17 protein-coding genes and 1 pseudogene are annotated in these 14,118 nt (G+C 70.2%); 9 read left to right on the forward strand and 9 right to left on the reverse strand.

Annotation, left to right across the window (positions count from 1 at the left end; genetic code table 11):
• Positions 1 to 716: 716 nt before the first annotated feature.
• The 5 genes from DEJ48_RS09240 to DEJ48_RS09255 all read left to right on the forward strand — a co-directional run bounded on the left by DEJ48_RS09240 (position 717) and on the right by DEJ48_RS09255 (position 5,000).
• A complete protein-coding gene (locus DEJ48_RS09240) occupies positions 717 to 1,037 on the forward strand; it encodes a hypothetical protein (RefSeq protein WP_150215698.1) in 321 nt (106 codons plus the stop codon).
• The gene (locus DEJ48_RS40235; RefSeq protein ID WP_223831974.1) at positions 1,037 to 1,699 is read left to right on the forward strand and encodes a hypothetical protein; all 663 of its coding nucleotides are present in this window, start codon (positions 1,037 to 1,039) and stop codon (positions 1,697 to 1,699) included. Before DEJ48_RS09240 ends, DEJ48_RS40235 begins: the two co-directional genes overlap by 1 nt.
• Entirely contained in the window at positions 1,696 to 2,454 is a 759-nt protein-coding gene (locus DEJ48_RS09245; RefSeq protein ID WP_223831975.1) for a GAF and ANTAR domain-containing protein, read from the forward strand. The genes DEJ48_RS40235 and DEJ48_RS09245 overlap by 4 nt, the downstream gene beginning before the upstream one ends.
• An 86-nt stretch (positions 2,455 to 2,540) precedes the next feature.
• Complete coding sequence (locus DEJ48_RS09250) at positions 2,541 to 3,257, forward strand: GAF and ANTAR domain-containing protein (RefSeq protein WP_150215700.1); 717 nt, start codon at positions 2,541 to 2,543, stop codon at positions 3,255 to 3,257.
• A gap of 399 nt (positions 3,258 to 3,656) precedes the next feature.
• On the forward strand, positions 3,657 to 5,000 hold the full coding sequence (locus tag DEJ48_RS09255; protein WP_150215701.1) for a diacylglycerol kinase family protein: 1,344 nt from the start codon (positions 3,657 to 3,659) through the stop codon (positions 4,998 to 5,000).
• A 517-nt stretch (positions 5,001 to 5,517) separates the two neighbouring features.
• On the opposite strand, the gene DEJ48_RS09260 is transcribed toward DEJ48_RS09255, so the two are convergent.
• The 5 genes and pseudogenes from DEJ48_RS09260 to DEJ48_RS09280 form a co-directional block, all read right to left on the reverse strand.
• Positions 5,518 to 5,868 carry an ANTAR domain-containing protein gene (locus DEJ48_RS09260; protein WP_150215702.1) on the reverse strand — a complete coding sequence of 117 codons (351 nt, stop codon included), beginning with the start codon at positions 5,866 to 5,868 and terminating at the stop codon, positions 5,518 to 5,520.
• 69 nt (positions 5,869 to 5,937) lie between these two features.
• Entirely contained in the window at positions 5,938 to 6,294 is a 357-nt protein-coding gene (locus tag DEJ48_RS09265) for a PRC-barrel domain-containing protein (protein ID WP_150215703.1), read from the reverse strand.
• A 54-nt stretch (positions 6,295 to 6,348) separates the two neighbouring features.
• On the reverse strand, positions 6,349 to 6,672 hold the full coding sequence (locus tag DEJ48_RS09270; RefSeq protein WP_190537291.1) for an ANTAR domain-containing protein: 324 nt from the start codon (positions 6,670 to 6,672) through the stop codon (positions 6,349 to 6,351).
• A gap of 116 nt (positions 6,673 to 6,788) precedes the next feature.
• The gene (locus DEJ48_RS09275) at positions 6,789 to 7,058 is read right to left on the reverse strand and encodes a hypothetical protein (RefSeq protein WP_150215705.1); all 270 of its coding nucleotides are present in this window, start codon (positions 7,056 to 7,058) and stop codon (positions 6,789 to 6,791) included.
• A 70-nt stretch (positions 7,059 to 7,128) separates the two neighbouring features.
• Positions 7,129 to 7,344, reverse strand: a pseudogene (locus DEJ48_RS09280) (DUF6328 family protein); the annotation flags it as partial.
• A 135-nt stretch (positions 7,345 to 7,479) separates the two neighbouring features.
• Between DEJ48_RS09280 and DEJ48_RS09285 the strand changes: the two are divergent.
• The 4 genes from DEJ48_RS09285 (at position 7,480) to DEJ48_RS40240 (ending at position 9,071) form a co-directional block, all read left to right on the forward strand.
• Positions 7,480 to 7,836, forward strand: coding sequence for a hypothetical protein (locus DEJ48_RS09285; protein ID WP_150215706.1), 357 nt, complete (start codon positions 7,480 to 7,482; stop codon positions 7,834 to 7,836).
• Positions 7,837 to 7,979: 143 nt separating this feature from the next.
• Positions 7,980 to 8,165 carry a hypothetical protein gene (locus DEJ48_RS09290; RefSeq protein WP_055564639.1) on the forward strand — a complete coding sequence of 62 codons (186 nt, stop codon included), beginning with the start codon at positions 7,980 to 7,982 and terminating at the stop codon, positions 8,163 to 8,165.
• Positions 8,166 to 8,206: 41 nt separating this feature from the next.
• Positions 8,207 to 8,380, forward strand: coding sequence for a CsbD family protein (locus DEJ48_RS09295; RefSeq protein ID WP_150215707.1), 174 nt, complete (start codon positions 8,207 to 8,209; stop codon positions 8,378 to 8,380).
• Positions 8,381 to 8,804: 424 nt separating this feature from the next.
• Positions 8,805 to 9,071, forward strand: a complete 267-nt coding sequence (locus DEJ48_RS40240) for a hypothetical protein (protein ID WP_223831976.1) — start codon at positions 8,805 to 8,807, stop codon at positions 9,069 to 9,071.
• Positions 9,072 to 9,271: 200 nt separating this feature from the next.
• Here DEJ48_RS40240 and DEJ48_RS09305 read toward each other — a convergent pair whose 3' ends face one another.
• From DEJ48_RS09305 to DEJ48_RS09320, 4 genes are all read right to left on the reverse strand, one after another.
• Complete coding sequence (locus DEJ48_RS09305) at positions 9,272 to 10,342, reverse strand: fatty acid desaturase family protein (RefSeq protein WP_150221082.1); 1,071 nt, start codon at positions 10,340 to 10,342, stop codon at positions 9,272 to 9,274.
• A gap of 22 nt (positions 10,343 to 10,364) precedes the next feature.
• A complete protein-coding gene (locus DEJ48_RS09310; RefSeq protein WP_150215709.1) occupies positions 10,365 to 11,453 on the reverse strand; it encodes a ferredoxin reductase in 1,089 nt (362 codons plus the stop codon).
• 388 nt (positions 11,454 to 11,841) lie between these two features.
• Positions 11,842 to 12,831 carry a slipin family protein gene (locus tag DEJ48_RS09315; RefSeq protein ID WP_150215710.1) on the reverse strand — a complete coding sequence of 330 codons (990 nt, stop codon included), beginning with the start codon at positions 12,829 to 12,831 and terminating at the stop codon, positions 11,842 to 11,844.
• An 856-nt stretch (positions 12,832 to 13,687) separates the two neighbouring features.
• Positions 13,688 to 14,110, reverse strand: a complete 423-nt coding sequence (locus tag DEJ48_RS09320) for a DUF5994 family protein (RefSeq protein ID WP_150215711.1) — start codon at positions 14,108 to 14,110, stop codon at positions 13,688 to 13,690.
• Positions 14,111 to 14,118: the final 8 nt, after the last annotated feature.

Below are 14,118 nucleotides of genomic sequence, written 5' to 3' on the forward strand. Positions count from 1 at the left end.
GACAGTAGCCAGGCACAGCCGGCGAAGTCCCAGCACGACAAGCCGGAGCCGCGCGTGATCTTCCCGCATCATCCACAGTAGGCACTGCGCACACGTGATCAGTGCCGAGTGGGGAACTCGTCGGGGATCGGCGTAGCCACCGGAATCACCCGTGGTGCGCCGTTCATTGGCAGGAACAGACAGATGCTGGCTTACGTGGCGGCCGTGGCCGTCTTGCCGCGGGTGGCCGACAGCTCCCTCGCCCCGGTCCACAGCCTCGCGCCGACGACGACGGGGTGCTCGGTTCACGGACTTCCCTGCGCAGGCGACCGTCGGTCGCCGCATGTCGTACCAGCCTCCAAGTGCCTTGTGGCACAACGAATGTGCAGTCCAGGTACCGCTGAGCCCGGCCGCCGTCCAGCCCTTGAGGACGGGTGTCCTCCGGCCGCCTGCTTGGTGCGGGATGGGGGGTATCCTGAGGTACGGACGTCCTGGACCCCGGCGGACCTGTTGTTGCTCGACACAGATGGCCGCGGTGAGCGGACCCCTTCGTCCGATCACCTGGCGCATCCCCTGGAGGGAACGGGGCGGGCTCTCTGTCCCCTCTCTGGACAGACGGCCGGACCGTCCGTTCGCGACCTCCGCCGAATGCATTCCTTGCCGGGAGCACCCGTGGAGGAGCCCGTGGTCCGGCCACATCCCATGGCTCTGTCGGCAAGTCTCTGGAACGAGGCGTCATGCCCCTGCCCCCGTTGAACAGCTACCGGCACGACAGAAGGACCCGGGCCCTGATCACCCTCGCGGGCGAGATCGGCCTGGAGACGATGCCGCTGATGCGTACGACCCTTGAGCGGTGTCTGCGCGACGGCGTACGCACCATCGACATCGACCTCACCGGTTCCGGCTTCTTGCTCCAGGGTCCTTCGACCGTCCCCGGCCCGGTTTCTCGCCCTGCTGCCCTCTTCGCCACCGCACCGGTCCCGCTTGCCGTAGCGGGCTTCGACACGTCGCGTCGGGTGGTTCCGGCCGTCCCCGCTGTTCCGGGAGGTGTGGCGTGATGGCCTGGGCCCGGCGGGATCCCTCGCGGGCGCCCGTTGGCGACGAATCGTCCGACATGGCCGGTGTGCGGCTGCGGCGGGTGAACCGCTGGCTGGCGGAGGACATGCGCCAGGACCTGGCGGACCTATACATGGCTTCCTGCGAGACCGAGCCCGAGGAGGAGTACCGCAGTCGCGGTCGGGAGGAGTTCGTGAGCCGCCTCGCCGGTGACATCCGCCGGCCGGGGTTCGCCATGGTGATCGCGGAGACGGACGGCCTGGTGGGCTGTGCCTTCGGATTCCCGGTCCGCAGCGACGGCACCTGGTGGCACGGCTTCGACGGTGCGTTGCCTCGCAGTATCGAGCAACTCACGGAGGCCGATGGAGTTTTCGCGGTTACCAACGTCCTGGTCCGCCCGCATCCGCAGGACGATGACCTGGCACGCCGACTGCAGGAGCGGCTGCTGGCCGGCCACCAGGCGTCGCTCGGGACCACCTTGGTGGATCCGGCCGATCACCTGGCCCTGAATGCCTTCCGGTCCTGGGGATGGCAGGACATCGGAGAGATCTGGCGGCCGGGCCTGCCCACGATGTTCCGCGTGCTGGTGCTTCCCCTCGGAGAGCGAACCGTGGAGCGGCTGGAGGGACTGGGCCATCACGCGTGGACCCGGTGGCGGGGGTGACGCCCAACCGCCGGTCGTCCCGGATCCGCCTACTGGTCGCCGAACAGGCGGCCCGACGCGGTGCCCGGGTCGGCGTGATGGATGTGTGCACCGCGGCGGTGACCTCGCTGCCGGTCGGCGGGGCCGGGATGTCGGCGATGTCCCCGGCCGCGGCGAGCCACCCGCTGTGCAGTACCGACGACATCAGCGAACGGCTGGAGGAGCTGCAGCTCACCCTGGGCGAGGGGCCGTGCGTGGACGCCTTCACACACGGCGAGGCCGTCCTGACGCCCGACCTGCGGACCGGTGAACTGCATGACAGGTGGGCCGTGTTCGCCGACGCGGCTCTGGAAGCCGGAGCGCGTGCGGTCTTCGCGCTCCCTCTGCAGATAGGAGCGATCAGTCCCGGCGTCCTGGATCTTTACGCGCAGGTCCCGGTCCGGCTGAACGCGGAGGAACTGGCCGACGCACTGGCCTTCGCCGAGTTGGCGACGCTGGTCCTGCTCGACGCCCGGATCGACGCGACGGGCGCACCACCCGACGACGCAACCAGAAGGCACATCGAGGACCTGGGCGGCTACCGGGCGGAGATCTCCCAGGCCACCGGCATGCTCACCGTCCAGCTCGGCGTCGGCGTGGACGAAGCCTTTGTCCGACTGCGCGCCTACGCCTATGCCCAAGGGCACCGGCTCACCGACGTGGCCGCCGACGTGGTGGCCCGCCGGCTCCGCTTCCCCGCGGGTGCGGAGCCGACCCGGACCGACGAGGACACCTGATGCCCTCGCCCGGACCGGAGGGCGCATGACGCGCCGCACTTCCCGCCCCATTCCGGCAGGACTAGTTTCCGTAAAGGGTGTTGACGATGAATGAACGGCTCCTGGCCCAGACCTTCGTCGAGTTGGCGGACAATCTGGTCGCCGACTTCGACCTGATCGACTTCCTACGCCTGCTGACCGACCGCTGCGTGGGGCTGCTCGGGGCGAGCGCCGCCGGAGTGCTGCTCGCGGACCGGGACGGCGAATTGCGCGTGATGGCCGCCTCCGACGAACAGGTGCGCCTCCTTGAACTCTTCCAGCTGCAGAACGACGAGGGTCCCTGCCTGGACTGCTTCCGCACGGGCGCCCCGGTGTCCGCACCCGATCTGCGGAGGGAGGCCGCCCGCTGGCCTCGCTTCGCCGCCCAGGCCCAGCTCCGCGGATTCGGCGCGGTCCAGGCCCTGCCCATGCGGTTGCGCGACGAGGTCGTCGGCGCGCTGAATCTCTTCCGGTCCGCTCCCGGCCCCTTCGACCCGGTCGGCACGTCCATCGCCCAGGCCATGGCCGATGTCGCCACCATCAGCCTGCTGCAACAGCGGTCCACCCAGCGCACCACGGTCCTCAACGAGCAGTTGCAGACCGCGCTGAACAGCCGCGTACTGATCGAGCAGGCCAAAGGCAAACTCGCCGAACGCCAGGGCGTCGACATGGAACAGGCATTCACCGCTCTACGCCGCTACGCCCGCGCCCACAACCGCCGCCTGTCCGACGTTGCCCGCGCCCTCATCGACGACAGCGAGCCCCTGGCAGGGCTGGTGTCCTGACCCTGCCACGAAGAGCTTCGGCCGCCGCGGCCATTCTCCGCGCCGGGAGCGCGGGATCCGGGTCCGGCCCTCCCGAAGGAGCCACGGCGGGCTGCTCCTTGCCGCCGGTGACGGGCGTGGATGGATCTGTCTCCCGGCCAGGTGCGGCCTACCGCAGCGAACGCCGCACCGGCCCATCTCGGGACAGGGAGGGCAGCCGTGGTCGGGCTCGCTCACATCCAGCGTCCACCCCACACAGGAGAATGGCGCCTGGCTTGATGAGACCAGGCCCTGTCCGGCGGATCATGGCCGGGGCCGTGCTGGTCCCCTGCTCACAGGCGGCGCCAGCGGGCCGATGCGAAGGAGAAGGCTCCGAAGTCGCAGCAGCCTGTTCACCACCCAGAGGGGTACTCGGCCGGCATGCGAACCCATGAACCGCCTCCCGGCGAACGCGCGAAGCTCGCCTCCCGGGCCGCCAAGGGCTTGACCGGCAGCCGCAGCGCTCGCCGGGCCGCGTTGCGCGGCACCGGCTCACTCGCCCTTGCCTCTGCCGCCATCCAGGCCGCCACCAAGGTGCTCGACAGGCGTCGGCCGCTTCGGCATTCGTCGAGCAGGGTGGTGTCCTCCCATCGCACGGCCGGTGCAGCCGCTTTCGCGACGGCCGCCACCTTGGAGATGCCCCGGCTGGGGTTCGCCCTCCTTCCCGTTGCGGTGGGCACCGCCGTATCCCGTCTGCGCGCGGGGGCGCACACTCCCGGCCGCGTTCTGGTGGACGTCGCGTTCGGCGTGGGGGTCGCGGCGGCGACCTGCCGCTGGTGGCCGCTGCATCGCGATGCGCCCGCCGACAGCGCCCGACCGAAACTCCCGGTTCCCGCTCTGCCGTCCGGCGAAGGTCTTGTCGTGGTCGTCAACAGCGACGCCGGCGGCGAGGCCCCGGCAGAAGTCGAGCTGCGGGCCCTGCTGCCGAAAGCGGACATACGGCTGTGCGAAGCAGGCGAGGACCTGCACACCGTGCTCCGGCGGGCCGCCGCGCAGGTACAGGCCCGCGGCGGCGCGCTCGGCGTGGTCGGGGGCGACGGCACGGTCAACGCCGCGGCCGTGCTGGCCGTCGACAACCGGCTGCCGCTCGCGGTGTTCCCCGGCGGCACCCTCAACCACTTCGCCGCCGATCTCGGACTGCCGACCTTGCAAGAGGCCGCCGAGGCCGTGGAGGCAGGCCGCGGTGGCACCGTCGACCTCGGCCGGATCACCGGCGACGGCACCTGCACCTACTTCCTCAACACCTTCAGCATCGGCGCCTACCCCGAACTCGTCCGGGCCCGCGAAGCCCGCGAGACGTCCCTGGGCAAATGGCCCGCCCTCGCCGTCGGCCTGCTCCGCGTCCTGGCCGACGGCGCCCCCATCGACATCACCCTCGACGGACGGCCCCGACGGCTGTGGCTGCTGTTCGCCGGAAACAGCCGCTACGACCCGCCCGGCTTCGCCCCTACTTACCGCCCCACCCTGGACGACGGACTCCTCGACCTGCGCCTCGTCGACGCAAAGCACCCCTTCGCCCGCACCCGCCTCGTCGCGGCCTTCCTCACCGGCACCCTCGCCCGCTCCCGCGTCTACCAAGAAGCCACCGCCACCCGCCTGCGCATCGACGGTGTGAGCGAGGCGGGCGACTACACCCGGGACGGGGAAGTGAGCCCCGCCGCCGACACCCTCGTCCTCGACAAGAGGAGTCGCGCCCTCACCGTCTACTTGCCCGCTCCCGAGTGAGCCCGTGCCATCGGCGCACGGCAACGCGGTGCCCGCCCGGGGCCATGCCGCACAGCAGACGCCCCCAGCCCCGGGCCACGCACTGCCAGTTGGGCACGATGCCTGTCCCGCACGTCTTCCGGTCTCCTGAACCGAGGCGCCCCATGCACGCGCCGCAGCACTCACCGCGCCGGGCGAGGAGTTCCGCGGGCGCGAGGAGTTCCTGCGCCGCCTGGCCGCCGACGTACGCCTGCCGGGGCCCGACGGGCCGTACAACTCCTCACCGGGCTCCTCGCCACCTTCCCCACCGGTCCCGCCGACGACGTCGCGCTCCTCGCCCTGAGCGCGACCTCGACGACACCGGCCAGGGCGCCCTCCGGCGCACCGGGCTCCGCCCACACCAGCGTGTCCCTCCCCGCAAAGGTTTGGGATCCATGCGCAGGGCCACCCGATGAGGGCGTCCGCCGATCGGCCGGGACGAAGGCACCGGAGAGTTGAGGTCACAGCTCCCGGTGCCGCCCGCTGAACACCTGAGCCGTCACCAGCGGTCGTGCAGGCGTCCCAGCGCACGGCGCAGTTCCCGCCGCATCTGCTCGGGGAGCTCCTCCTCTCGCGTCGTGGCAACCAGAGCCGCCGCAACGTCACGGAGCTTGACGTTGCAGTGCTGCGACACGTCCACCAGCAGGCCCCAGGCACGCTCACTGGAACACGGGGCCACGGCCATCAGCATGCCGCGCGCCTGGTCGATCACCGCACGGCTCGACAGCGCCCTGGCCAACTGATCGTTCTCCGCGCGCAGTTTGATGACCTCGGCCACCAGAGACGCGTCCCCTGCCGAAGCCGCGGCCGTCACCTGCTGTGCGGCATGGGGCATGGTCGCTCGACGCATGGTGCCCACCTCACAACACAGCGACCGGAGCCACAGCCTATGCACGCCTTCCTGGAGCTCCGCAAGCGGTCAGCGGCGGGCGAGTTGCCGCTCACCGGCCGCACCGGGCTCGTAGGGCAGCCCGTAGTGCTTGAAGATCCCTGCCTCGTCCTCGGCGGGCAGCACGTCATCAGTGCCGATCGAGGGGGCCGTCTTCACCAGTGCTTTGGCATAGGCGACCTTGAGGTAGCCCGGCCCGGTGATCGCGTCGTCGAGGGGGACGAACATCAGCTGGCGCCGGGTGGGCAGCCCGGTCCTCACGCTGGCCATGGCCGGTTCGTCGGTGGTGGTGTCCACATAGACCGATTCGAGGACACCGATCTTGCGCGAGTCCGTGTCCACCACGTCGAGGCCGCGCCACTCACGGACATCAGCTGACTGGATCATCGTCTTCTCCCGTCTGGGTTCATCCGCTGGGTGACGTGTGCTCGGCGCAGGTCGTCATGTCCGGTCTGCCGCGTTCAGGCGCCGCAGCGCACCGCGTAGCGCCTGCTCCAGGTGTTCGGGGAACGGGCTTCCCTCGGAGGTGGCGACGAGAGCGGCGGCCACCTCTCGACGTGAGAGACCACAGTGCCGCGCGACGTCCGTCAACAGGGTGCCGGCCTCCCCGCGGGGACACGGAACCAAGGCCATCATCATCCCGAGGGCCTGGTCGATCACCGCCCGGCCGCCCATGGCCCGGCGCAACCGGGCGATCTCGGCGCGCAGTTCTACGACGGCCGGGTCCAGGGCCGCATCGCCCCAGGCCACCTCGGCTGCCGTCATCCACCGGTCTTCCTGGATCCTGAGTCTCTGATCCATGACACCTGCCTCACCACCCACTGAATGCGCCCGTGGGACAGAGTCGGCGCGGGACGCGTGGAAACCGGAATCCGCATCGATCACCGACGGTGCTGCTCGTCCCGACGGTCCTGGCGCCTCCAGAGTCCCTGGCGCTGTCGCCGGTAGCGGCGGTCCCACCGGTTCTCGCGGTCTCTGTGGTCCCGGTAGTCGCGGTACTCGAAGTTTCCGCCCTGTCCCCGGCTGCCCGCAGGCCCCCGGCCGTAGCGCACGGCCACGAACATCAGCACGGCCGTGACGGCCCACCACAGGGGACTGAGGAAGCCGAGGCCGAACAGGGCCACGATCAGGATGGCGAACAAGGCGATCACTGTGGGCCTCCCCGGGCGGAACGGAACCTCGCTGCCGGGGACTGGGGCCTCGCTTCGCAGCGTAGTCCTGTCAAGAGGCTGTGGATACGCCCGGCCCGACGACGAGCGGGACGGCACCGGTGAGAGCCGGCATCAGAACGCTCGGACCCGCCCCCGCCACCCGTGACGAGGCCGACATGACCTCGGGCTCGGCCCCACGCTGGAACAGCGTGCGATACAGCGCGGCCGGGGTGACGAACAGGGCCGCGGCCAGCACCGCGAGCAACAGCGTGGTGAGGTACATCGCGGGGTGTGCGGACGTTGTCCTTACCTCTGCCGCCTCCTGCCCCGCCTATAGAGCTGGCTGTTTGCGACCTGTTCAGGGCATGTGGCGAGGGCTAGCGTGCGCGGTGTCGCCCCGGCCCCCGGCAGCATCCCTTGGTTGTCGCGCCCCAGGCCGCCCCCGCGTATCGGAGCAGGCGTCCGCCGCGGCACGATCACGCGCGGCGCCGCCTCCGCTTCCGCCGCCCCACAGCGATCGCGGCTCAGGCCCGACGCGCCCGTCGCGGGCAGCCCCGCCGGTGCCCGTCCCGCCGCACACACGCTTGAGCAGGCGGTATCCATGTACGCGCTGGTCGTTCTCGTTCCCTTCGTACTGCTCGCCACGGTGATGGGCCTGTCCTGGTTGGAGGACCGCGTCCTGCCGTCCACCGATCCGGCCGACGCTCCCGGCACGGTCCCGGCAACCGCGACAGCCCCGGACCAGGCGCCCAACCCCGCACTGCTCAAGGGCCGTTGACACAGGAGCCGAGCGGGCGTTGACTGACGGCACGGCGTAGGGGCGATGCCACTCCGGACCGTTCGGGGACGCATTCCACCTTCCCGCTTCGCCCGGACCCCGCGGATACCAGGAACCATTCCGCGCGATCTGGAGGCCCGGCGATGCTCATGTGGATTCTCCTCCTTCTGCTGATCCTGGTGATCTTCGGGTTCGGCTTCACCATGCAGATCCTCTGGTGGGTCGCGGCCGTACTGCTTGCCCTGTGGGTCATCGGTTTCCTCATGCGAGGCCGCGGTGGCAGTCGCAGCAGCGGCAGTCGGCGCCGGTTCAGCCGCAGCGGCAGGTGACCTCGCACCCAACCCACCCAGTGGACGAACCAAGGACAGCCATGAGTACTGGACAGACGTTCAGGAACAAGGCACAAGCACTCAAGGGCCGGATCACCGAACGCCTCGGCCGGACCACCCGCAACAGACGACTGCAGCGCGAGGGCAGGACCGACCGGGTCTCAGGGAACCTGAAGCAGTCCGGCGACAAGATCAAGAACGCCTTCCGCCGCTGACCACCAACGCCTCGGATGGCACTCACGGCGCGTGGACGCCACCGGCAGGCACCAGCAGGACACGAGGCCCGAGCCACAGAGGGCAGCCATGATCATCGCCGTGGTGGTCATCGCGGCGGGCACCCTCCTCTCCACACCCACTACGTCCACGGCTACCGCAGCCTGCACACGGCCGCCCGCGGCCGGAGCGGCACCGAGGAGATGCGGGAGGCCATGATCGAAGCCCGCCCCCTCTTCGAGGCGTTGGTCACGCGAAGGGAATTGGCACACGATGGTGTACGACCAGGAACGCGCACAACAGCCCCGGGCCGACAGGCCGAACCCCGCCGAGCAGCATGCCTCGCGGTTGCCCCGCTCCGAACCGGCTCGCACACCCGATCAGCCGGTCATCAGCACCACCGGTCCCGACCACACCCCCAGCCTCGTGCTTCTCCCCCCAAGCGATCGGGACAAGCTCACCATGCGGCTCCAGCAGGCCCTCAACACCTTCGTGGAGAGCCCACGACAGGCGCTGGAGGAGGCCGACGGCGTCTTCGACGAAGCCGTCACCCAGCTGACCGCGACCCTCGCCGAGCGGCACCGTGTCTTGCGTGCGGGCTGGCGGGGCCAGGACACTGAAGCGCAGACGGAGGAACTACGGCTCGCGCTGCGGCAGTACAGGGAGACCACAGAGTTGCTGCTGCGCATGTAGCGCCCGCCGGTCGGTTAAGCCGCCACCCCGCAGGAAGCACAGCCGCCGCAGGAACTCGGTGCGCACGCCCGCACCGGTTGACATGCGGCGGCTGTGTCATGGAGTCGGCTCGGTCTGATTGGCGCCCGGCGACGCACCGGGCGGCGTACGGTGACCAGGGCTCACTCGCCAAGTGAACACCTGGGTTCCGCCTGCGCGGTTCATCGCCCCGGCAGGGCGAAGCGCAGGATGCGCCCCCAGGTGGAGCCGTACTGCCGCCACAACGGCCCGGTGACGTAAGGGATGCCGTACTTCTCGCAGAGTTCTCGCACGCGCGGTGCGATCTCGGCGTAGCGGTTGCTGGGCAGGTCGGGGAAGGCGTGGTGCTCGATCTGGTGGCCGAGGTTGCCGCTGAGGATGTGAAAGAGCGGGCTTCCCTCGATGTCGGCCGAGCCCTGGATCTGCCGCAGGTACCACTGTCCACGCGTCTCGCCCTCGATGTGCTCCTCGGTGAAGGTCTGGACGTCGCCGGGGAAGTGGCCGCAGAAGATGATGGTGTTGGTCCACAGGTTGCGCACGGTGTTGGCGGTGAGGTTGCCGAGTAGGCAGGGCAGGGCCGAGGGCCCGGCGAGCAGCGGGAACAGGACGTAGTCCTTGGCCAGTTGGCGGGTGGCCTTGGAGAGGAACCCGCTCAGGTCGGCCGCGAAGGACCGCCATGTCTTGCGTCCCGCGGCGACGGCATCGGGCTCCAGGTCGTACAGCGCGATGCCCCACTCGAAGAACGGGGCGAGTACGAGGTTGTAGAGCGGCTGGGCGAGATGGCGCGGGCGCCAGCGCTGGTCGGCGCTCATCCGGAAGACGACGTATCCGAGGTCCCGGTCGCGGTCGACGACGTTGGTCCAGGTGTGATGCAGGTGGTTGTGGGTGTGTTTCCACGCCTCGGCGGGGGTGAGGAAGTCCCATTCCCAGGTGGTCGAGTGGATGGCCGGGTCGCCCATCCAGTCCCACTGGCCGTGCAGGATGTTGTGGCCCAGCTCCATGTTCTCCAGGATCTTGGCGATGGAGAGCATGGCCGTACCCGCAGCCCAGGCGGGCGGGAACAGCGAGACGGCCAGAGCTGTCCGGCCTCCCGCCTCCAGGCCGCGCTGAGTGGCGATCACGGTACGGATGTAACAGGCGTCGTCGGCGCCGCGCGCGGCGATGACCTCGGAGCGGATGCGGTCGAGCTCCTCGCCGAGTTCCTCGCCGAGGTGCTTTCCGGGGGTCGTTTCGGTGGCATCGAGCGGGGTCACGGTCACGGGGATTCCTTGGTGGCTAGGCGTCAAGGGCCAGCGGTCCGGCCGCCGCCGAGACACAGGTCTGGATCATCTGGCCGGTCCGTTCTTGGACTTCACCGGTACGCAGGTCGCGCACGCGGCCGTAAGTCAGTGGGGTGAGGCAGCCGAAGCAGACGCCGCGTCGGCATCCGTACGGCATCGCCGCACCCGCCGACTCGCCCACGACGAGCAGCGGGGTCGTGGCGTCCGCCGTGCTTTCGGCACCGGTGCGCGTGAACAGCACCCGGTAGCCGGGGCCGGCGTCGGGCTCCGGCGGCAGGACCGGCGTGAGCCGGAAGCGCTCCACATGGAGACGCTCGGCAAGGCCCTCATGGCCCCAGTGGTCCTCCACCGTGTCGAGCAGGCCGGCCGGGCCGCAGGCCCAGGTCTCGCGCTCCCGCCAGTCGGGGCAGAGCCGGCCGAGGTCTTCCGGGGCCAGCCTGCCGTGCTGCCGGGAGTGGTGTTCGTAATAGTCCAGCCAGTCCACCTGCCTTCTGGCCATGTGCAGTTCGGAGCGGAAGACGACGTCCCGGGCACGGGGCGCGCTGTGCACCAGCACGACGTCGGGGTGCGGGGTTCGGTGACTCATGAGCGTACGCAGCATGCCCATGACCGGGGTGATGCCGCTGCCTGCGGTGACCATCAGGATTCGGGGCGGAAGTTGGTCCGGGAGAACGAACTCCCCTTGTGCCGGGCCGAGTCGAAGGACAGCCCCCGGAAAGGTCCGGTGGACCAGCCGCGGCGACACCGTGCCGTCGGGCGCCGCCTTGACGGTGATCGTCAGGAGCCCGTCCTCTCGACCTGGCACCGAGGTGAGGGAGTACGTGCGCCAATGCCATACGCCGCCCACCTCGACGTCGACCGGCAGGTACTGCCCCGCACGGTGCCCCGACCACCCCCGGCCGGGCCGGAGGGTGAGCGTGCCGACGTCCGCGGTCTCCGGGCTCACCGCTGTCACCCGCCCCACCGGGAAGCGGGCATCGAGGAGGGGGTTCACCAGTCCGAGGTAGTCGTCCGGGGTGAGCGGGCTGGTCAGCCAGGAGACGGCGGTCAGCAATCCACGTACGAGAGCCGGTACGGCAGGCATCCACGGAGTCCTCTCGTCTCACGGCACGAGGAGTGCTGCGTACGTCGAGTCGTCCCGGGCCCGGCTGAAGCAACGAAACCACGACTGCGCGAATCGACGCGCGGCCAGGAGGCGCATCCCGCCACACGCGAGCTGCGGAATCCGGCGAGCGCGTATCCGCACAGGCGCGGTGGACTGCGAGGGCATGTCCGGATGGACCGGGTGGAAATGGCCGGAAGGCGGCGCGCCGATCCCGCGCCGCCCGACCGCCCAGAAAGCAGCTCCTGCTCCCGGGTCGGCCCGGGAGCAGGAGCGACTCCGCCACACTTGACAACACGTCAGAATGTCCGCCAAACGCGTGTCAGACGCACGTCGGACGATCGGCGCCACCCCGGGCGCCCCGGGACGGTCAATCGCTCAAAGCTTCCTCGGCGTCACGCCGCGTCGGCCAGTTGTCCCGCCGCTCCCGGGCCACCTCCGCACGGCTGCCGGTCGGCTCTTCAGGCAGGGAGGCCGACCGCGCGGGGGCCGGTGCGTGGATGGCGGGCTCCGGGATCACGGCCCCTGCGGAGAGCGCGGCGCGCCCGTCACTCCGGCGCACGAGCCGCCCGTCGGACTCGGCACTGCTGTCCCCACCCTGGCGACTCTGATGTTCGAAGAAGCGGAGCATCTCCACGGGGAACGGCATCACGAGGGTGCTGTTCTTCTCGGCCGAGACGTCCACCACGGTCTGCAACAGACGCAGTTGGAGTGCTCCGGGGGTGTCGGCCATGGTCGCGGCGGCATCGGTCAGCCGCTGGGACGCCTGGAACTCTCCGTCGGCGGCGATGACCCGCGCGCGGCGTTCCCGCTCGGCCTCGGCCTGCTTCGACATCGAGCGCATCATCGACTCCGGAAGGGCGATGTCCTTGATCTCGACACGCTCGATGCGCAGCCCCCAGGGTTCCTCGGTGGGAGCGTCCATCACCTTCTTGAGTTCCGCGTTGATGTGGTCACGGTCGGAGAGCAGCGTGTCCAGGTCGGCCCTGCCGATGACCGAGCGGAGCGACGTCTGGGCGATCTGGGAGACGGCGGCAGGATAGTCGCGCACGTTCACCAGGGCCTTGACGGGGTCGATGACCTTGAAGTAGACGACCGCGTCGACGGTGAGCGTCACGTTGTCGGCCGTGATGGACCCCTGCGGCGGGATGCCCAGGACCTCAGTCTGTACGGACACCTTCCGCATCCGGTCCCCGATCGGCCGGGTGACGCGCAGGCCCGGCCCACGGATGTCCGGCAGCAGCCGCCCGAAGCGGAAGACCACGCCCTTCTCGTACTGCTGAACGTTGTGCAGGCTCAGGGCGAGCAGGACCAGCCCGGCCACAGCGCACACCGCCAGCACGGTGATCAGAACACCCATGGTTCTCACTTTCCTTACGTCGATGACGGTCCCGGGCCCGAACGGCCCGTGAAGCACACGGCACGGGAGGGACCCGGCCTGTCGTCTGAGGTACGGCCGGGGTCTCGGGCCGCTGTCGAGTCTGTGGCGACCCGGCGTGCCGCCCGCTTCAGCCAGGACGACTCCGTGATGCGCCGGTCGGGTCGGCAGGAGTGGTACCGGTATCGGCCAGAATCCGCTCGGCCGAGCCGGTGTCGTCATCCTGTACGGCCATGGCCATCGCGGCGTGCGCGAGGCCGAGCCGGACCGTCAACGCGGTGAGGAGACCCGACTGCGGCCGCGGTGACCACCAGGGTTCCCACCGCTCTCACCTCGCCGTCGGCGGAACGCAAACGGTCGGGTCGGTCTGCGACACCGTACGCAGGCGCACCGCGTCCACCATCAACCGGTCCACGCGCGAGGTGCGCAGGGAAGCGCCCCGCCCCGAAAGCGGGTCAAGCGCGGCCACCGACGAGGAACCGAGGAGAGCGGAAGGGGTCCGGGGTGACGCGGAAGAGGACGTACTTCCAGAGGTCGACGCGGAGGAAAGAGCGGTCGCGGTCATGAAGCGAACCCTGCCCCGGACCGACCGGAGTCGGCTCGGCGAGATCAGATCACCGAAAGCGACAACGACGTGGAAGCCGGTGCACGAAATACCCTCGGTAACACCAGCGTACTCCGTCGACCGTCCGAGCGGACTCCCCGTCCCGGCAGCGCGGCCGGTCCCGGGCCGGGCACGTGCAGCCTGCCCGGCCGGGTTCGGTGACAACACCCCCAGGCCCGCGCCCGGGCGCCGCGGGCCCGGGGGGCCGAAAGGCCACCCTCAAAGAACTGCGGCTCACAACCCCACACTGCCCCTCAAAGCGATGGCCATACTCTCCATCAGCCGCCTGGCCTCCGCGTCCGTGGCGGCAGGCGGCACCACCCGTAGGTCCCACCGGCCACGGCCGGGCGCCAGCAGACAGACGGTGGACGGGGAGTGCTGGGTGGTCGTGCGGCGCAGGCGTACGACCTGATGGGCGACGAGCAGTCGACCCGGGAACGGGGACCATGCGGCCTCGTCCACGAGAACGCTGGTGACCTGCCCCCAGGCGTGCGGCAGTACGGCCAGCAGTCTGGGCAGTTCGGACACCAGATCGAGCGAGCGGGGCCACCAGGCGCCGTCGATGAGCCGAGGCATGTGGCCCTGGGCCGGCTGGGACACCAGACGCAGGCGGACGGCGGACAACGAGGAGAGCGGGGGCGGCGGGGCAAGTGTCATGAGAACTC

The sequence above is a fragment of the Streptomyces venezuelae genome, from assembly GCF_008642315.1.
Lineage (GTDB): Bacteria > Actinomycetota > Actinomycetes > Streptomycetales > Streptomycetaceae > Streptomyces > Streptomyces venezuelae_D.

What these genes read in the sequence shown, in the direction of transcription:
- DEJ48_RS09240 (WP_150215698.1), top strand. Translation starts at nt 717, where the DNA reads ATGCCCCTGCCCCCGTTGAACAGCTACCGGCACGACAGAAGGACCCGG.
- DEJ48_RS40235 (WP_223831974.1), top strand. Translation starts at nt 1,037, where the DNA reads ATGGCCTGGGCCCGGCGGGATCCCTCGCGGGCGCCCGTTGGCGACGAA.
- DEJ48_RS09250 (WP_150215700.1), top strand. Translation starts at nt 2,541, where the DNA reads ATGAATGAACGGCTCCTGGCCCAGACCTTCGTCGAGTTGGCGGACAAT.
- DEJ48_RS09255 (WP_150215701.1), top strand. Translation starts at nt 3,657, where the DNA reads ATGCGAACCCATGAACCGCCTCCCGGCGAACGCGCGAAGCTCGCCTCC.
- DEJ48_RS09260 (WP_150215702.1), bottom strand. Translation starts at nt 5,868, where the DNA reads ATGCGTCGAGCGACCATGCCCCATGCCGCACAGCAGGTGACGGCCGCG.
- DEJ48_RS09265 (WP_150215703.1), bottom strand. Translation starts at nt 6,294, where the DNA reads ATGATCCAGTCAGCTGATGTCCGTGAGTGGCGCGGCCTCGACGTGGTG.
- DEJ48_RS09270 (WP_190537291.1), bottom strand. Translation starts at nt 6,672, where the DNA reads ATGACGGCAGCCGAGGTGGCCTGGGGCGATGCGGCCCTGGACCCGGCC.
- DEJ48_RS09290 (WP_055564639.1), top strand. Translation starts at nt 7,980, where the DNA reads ATGCTCATGTGGATTCTCCTCCTTCTGCTGATCCTGGTGATCTTCGGG.
- DEJ48_RS09295 (WP_150215707.1), top strand. Translation starts at nt 8,207, where the DNA reads ATGAGTACTGGACAGACGTTCAGGAACAAGGCACAAGCACTCAAGGGC.
- DEJ48_RS09310 (WP_150215709.1), bottom strand. Translation starts at nt 11,453, where the DNA reads ATGCCTGCCGTACCGGCTCTCGTACGTGGATTGCTGACCGCCGTCTCC.
- DEJ48_RS09315 (WP_150215710.1), bottom strand. Translation starts at nt 12,831, where the DNA reads ATGGGTGTTCTGATCACCGTGCTGGCGGTGTGCGCTGTGGCCGGGCTG.
- DEJ48_RS09320 (WP_150215711.1), bottom strand. Translation starts at nt 14,110, where the DNA reads ATGACACTTGCCCCGCCGCCCCCGCTCTCCTCGTTGTCCGCCGTCCGC.